3 protein-coding genes are annotated in these 4,974 nt (G+C 45.5%); all 3 read right to left on the reverse strand.

Annotated elements, in window-relative coordinates; translation table 11 throughout:
• Nucleotides 1-139: 139 nt before the first annotated feature.
• Nucleotides 140-3,841, reverse strand: coding sequence for an alanine-zipper protein (locus ACFIJJ_RS08955; protein ID WP_375646699.1), 3,702 nt, complete (start codon nucleotides 3,839-3,841; stop codon nucleotides 140-142).
• Between the two features lie 17 nt (nucleotides 3,842-3,858).
• Nucleotides 3,859-4,092 carry a hypothetical protein gene (locus ACFIJJ_RS08960; protein ID WP_375646701.1) on the reverse strand — a complete coding sequence of 78 codons (234 nt, stop codon included), beginning with the start codon at nucleotides 4,090-4,092 and terminating at the stop codon, nucleotides 3,859-3,861.
• A gap of 9 nt (nucleotides 4,093-4,101) precedes the next feature.
• The coding region (locus tag ACFIJJ_RS08965) for a phage tail protein (RefSeq protein ID WP_375646702.1) at nucleotides 4,102-4,974 on the reverse strand (873 nt) is incomplete at its 5' end.

Genomic DNA, 4,974 nt, shown 5'->3' on the forward strand with positions numbered 1-4,974 from the left:
CTTTAACAAAAACCCAATAAAAACGTGTTGCTAAAAGATTCCCTAGCCTCCTTACGGTTTCAGCCTTATCAAAGGAAAGCATATTCATATAATCTTCTTTGCTATTTAAATGCTCTGGATAATCTATCATCTAACCCTCCTAAACAAAATGCCGTGGATAACTACAGCCACGGGCGCCAGCCGATTCATAAATGGCATTCCGTATAATGACTGCACGCAGATGTGGATTGATATTCGTAGTATCAGACCAATCTCCACCAGCTAACAATGCATACATATCTTTTTTAAACTGTACATTTGGTGAGGTTCCAGTTACCGTTTGCATGAAACAAACATCTCTCACAAATTGCCAAACATAACCGCAACCATCTTCACAACCGATATGCGAAATCATCCGTATATTTGCCGTATTCTTATAACCTCCAGAATGTTTTGGTGAAGGTGCTTTTTTGCCTTGAATCCCACCACCTTCATTGCTTCCATACATCGCAGAGGTAAATTCTGTATTATTGAGCAAAGCCTTCTTAACACGCAGCATATCGGATATGTGATCTGTTTGTAGACGGTTCGTCGTAATAGGAACATTATACGCCGAGCGGGTATTGTGACCCGTCCCTGACTGAAGATAAATATCAACCCAAAGATCTTGCGAAGGATCATAAACCATACCTTCTGGTGAACTATGCGGGCGGTGATTGAGACACCAAACAGAATTGGGTAAAATATCCCCTGCTCTATAACCAGACAATGGATGACTGGAAATCGTACCAACATCTGCACATAGCGTATGAAACCCTCCTATCTTTCGCGAATTATTCACTGTGTAATCCCTTGGATACGTAGAGTTTTCTGATAAAACAAGTTTATGAGACTGTCCTCCATCAGAAACCAAATAAACATAATAATCCTTGCCCGCCGAAAGAGAAGGAACGCTTATTCTTGTATCTGCCGTATAACTTGCAACAAAAGTATTATTGCCTAATGCCAAGGTTATGCGCGTTCCTTTTTTCAAGGTTAATTGCGCTTTACCTGTCGCTACAAGAAACGGTGTGGAAATTGAAAGAACCGTTAAATTGGACTGTTTCAGTAAATTGTTTACCTCTTCCGCTAACACTTTTGTCTGTGAAGCTACTGTATGGGCTGTTGTTGCCGTTGCTAGGGAACTCTTGATCCCTCCAAGCTCTTGCTTCGTCGTATCGGCTGTTTTTTTGGCTTCTTCTGCTGTCCTTTTCGCTCTATCAGCAACTTCCTTGGCTTTTTCGGCTTCGCTCTTGGCTTGATAGGCTTGTGAATCTGCCGACTCGGCTTTTTTCTTGGCTTCATCTGAGTACATTCGCGCTAAACTTACGGGGGCTTTAAAATTCTCAACCACTTGGTTGATATCGATAACCCTACTCACCGCAGACGAGGCTATTTTTTCTGCTTTTTCTGCCTGACTGCGCGCTTGCTCCGCGTCATGTCTTGCATAACCTGCTGTCTGTTTGGCTTCCTTGGCTATTTCTTGTGCCTCTTCCGCTTCTTCTTCTAAAGACGCGGCTTTCTTACCCGCTGTTTCGGCTGCCTTCTGCGCCTCTCCTGCTGCATATTTTGCACTATTGGCTATTTCCTTGGCTTTTTCAGCTTCATCTTTTGCTTCATACGCTTTGCTTTGAGATGCCTCCGCTATTTTCTTGGCTTCTTCGCCTGCCATTTCCGCTAAGCTTGCTGTAAGCTTAGCACTATCTGCTGTTTCATTCGCTTTGTGGGCTTTATTCCATGCTGTATTCGCTGTGCTTTTTGCATTTTCCACCTCACTACGCGCTTGCTCCGCGTCATGTCTTGCATAACCAGCAGACTCCTTGGCTTCCTTGGCTATTTTTTGTGCCTCTTCCGCTTCTTCCTCTAAAGACGCAGCTTTTTTACCCGCTGTTTCAGCTGCCTTCTGCGCTTGTTCTGCTATATATTTTGCATTACTAGCTATTTCCTTGGCTTTTTCTACTTCATTCTTGGCTTCATACGCTCGGTTATCGGCTTTCTCCGCTATTTTCTTGGCTTCTTCGCCTGCCGTTTCTGCTAATCTTGCTATAGTCTTAGCACTATCTGCTGTTTCATTCGCGTCATAAGCTTTACTCCACGCTTCATTCGCTGTGCTTTTTGCCTTTTCCGCCTCACTACGAGCTTGCCCAGCATCATGGTTGGCATAACCTGCTGTCTGTTTGGCTTCTTGTGCTATTTTCTCGGCTTCTTCCGCTTTACGCTTCGCCTCTTGTGCTATACCCTTCACCGCTTCCCCACTCACCTGCCCCGCCGTCTCTCCTGAACGCGCCGCAGACTCTGCTACCGCTTTCGCTTCAGAAGCTAATTTTGTAGCCTCCGCTGCACTCTGTTGGGCTTGATGAGCCGTCGCTGTTGCTGTATCCGCTGCACTTTTGGCTTCTTCTGCTGTGCTCTTCGCTGTATTCGCCACTGTAACAGCGCTTTCTGATGCTACTTTGGCTTCCTTAGCTACGCTCTCTGCTGTTTCTGTCGCTGTCGCTACCGATTGTTTTACTTCCTCCACTAAACCTTTTGCCTCAACAGCTGTCGTTTTACTTTCATTGGCTAACGTTGCTGCCTGATCTGCTACTTTCTTCGCTTCAGCGGCTTGAGACAGTGCTTCTGAGGCATCTTGTTGCGCTGTTGATGTCTCTAACGCCTGTTTGGCTTCTTGCGCCATAGTCTTGGCTTCAGAAGCTGTGATTGTCGCATCATCCGCCTTCTTTTCGGCTCTTGCGGATTTCTCTTCTGCCGTCTCTGCTGCGCTCTTAGCTTCTTGCGAAAGAACATGAGCATCCTCTGCTTTATTTTTCGCTTCCAACGCTGTATCTTTTGCACTATCCGCTAACCGCTTTGCATTATTCGCTAACGTTTCTGCCGAATGCGCTGTCGTCTTAACTTCTTCAACCAATTGTTTGGCTTCACCGGCTTTAATCTTGGCTTGTGTAGCAACGTCTTCTACTGTTAAAGCCTTCTGTTCTACTCCTTCTGCTGTCCTTTTGGCTCCCTCAGCTGTATTCTTGACATGATCAACCGATTGCTTAAGATCATGAGCTACCGACAGTGCTTTAGACGCCGTTTCTTTTGCATCACCAGCTACCGAAGAGGCTCTATCAGCTGTCATCTTGGCTTCAGAAGCTGTCGTGAGAGCTTGCCCGCTATTCGCTGCCGCTGTTTCTGCAACATTCTTCACCTCGCCCATCACCTGCTTGGCATCATCAAAAGCGCTCTTGGTTTGTTCGGAAAGTGTTTTTGCATCTCCTGCCGTTGCCTTGGCTTCTCTTGCCTCTGTCAAAGCTGTCTCTACTGTGCTTTGAACTTGTGTCACTCTTTGAGAGCTTTCCGTGACCGTTGTCGCCACTCTATCGGCTGCACCTTTAGTATCATCCGCAATACGCTTGGCTTCTTGCGCTAACCTCTCAGCCGCTTCTGACTTCATCTTGGCATCTTCTGAAGAGGTTTTCGATACCTCTGCTGTTGTCTTGGCGGCATTGGATACTGTTAATGCCGTATTTGCCTGCTCTAAAGCTGTCTCTGCTGTCGTCTTGGCTTCAGAAGCTACAGTAACTGAACTCGCTGCTGTGTCTGCTATAGTTTTCGCTTGATCTGCTGTTTGTTGCGCCCCATTCGCACGCGCCATGGCTTTTTCTGCTTCTTGCCTTGCATTAACAACCTGCTCTAACGGCGCAAAGGTTTCATACGAATACAAAGAGGCCGTCCCTAAAAGCTTCGGAACAACAACACTGTCTTGAGAAGTTCCTGCTATCATTTCTTCTCTCGTCGCGACAGGTATCAAATATTCATGTTCATGATCGGGTATCTTCATCTGCTTTATTCCTTCATTCAGAGGGCTTCATCCAATGAACACTCTTTCAAATCTTCAAGCTCTTCTCTTAAGGTTTCTAAGCGCTTCTCTAAATCTTTCAGTGAACCATCAAGCTCCGTTTTCAAAGCTGCTTTCAGTAAATCAAAAACGCCATTAAGCGGCGCATGTACAAATACTTCCCCCGAATACAAAACGACCCGTACTTGAGACGGGTCGCTAATCTCTGATATCGCAAACGGTTTTAATGACATTTCAACTCCTCATGTCTTGATCCCATAAACTACACTCACATTAACGGGGCGCGTTTCAACCCCACCAACCCTCTCTGCCATAAGGTGATGTTCATGATGCGCTCTGTCATTCAGACCTTCTGTTATAGGCGTTGAATAATATAAAAAATTAGCAAAAGGACTCCTGATAAACCAAGGTAAACGCGGCGGCTTATCTTTTTCTGTAAACCAAAAGGGGGTCTCTACCTGTGGACTTCCTGTTATTTGGTCAAATTCTTGATTACACCTTTCCAAGGCATCCCCACTCAAACCTACACACTCTTCGTCTATAGCTCTCTTTCGCCTTGTCACGGGCGCTTCAGAAGAAGAAACATCTCGTTTTTTTCGAGAAGAAAGACCTTCTGATGACGCCGGACCTATAAAATGTTCATGCCCTTTCAAAGAATAGCCTTGAAGACTTGCAAAAGAACGCCAAGGGTCTAAATTGCGTTCATTATCAAGTCCCCGTAAAAATAGCCCCCGAAAATCGGGAACATTAAACGTCGTGGCGCCATCTCCTTCTCCCCACGTCGTTCCTATCGCAGAAAATAAATCCCAATAAACATACCGTGAATAAGCACTCCCATCACATGGCAACCAACCATCCGGCAAGCGCTCCATTGCAAACGGTCCTATCAGACCGGAAGGTAAACGTTTTAAGGAAGAAACTTTGCCCCTTGTCGGGTTGAGAACTTGCCAACCCGTAAGCTCTTCATCATACACAAGCGTATAAAGACAGCCATCTTGTATCTCTCCTCCCGATAAGGCTAATAAACCGGTTTCTGTTGCCTTATAAACGGGCTTACCGGCTAAATTATTTAAAGCAATTGTTGTCGCCCCAACATTCTTGCCTTTCGCTTTAAA

This window comes from Bartonella sp. TT29SHDZB (assembly GCF_042193395.1).
Lineage (GTDB): Bacteria > Pseudomonadota > Alphaproteobacteria > Rhizobiales > Rhizobiaceae > Bartonella.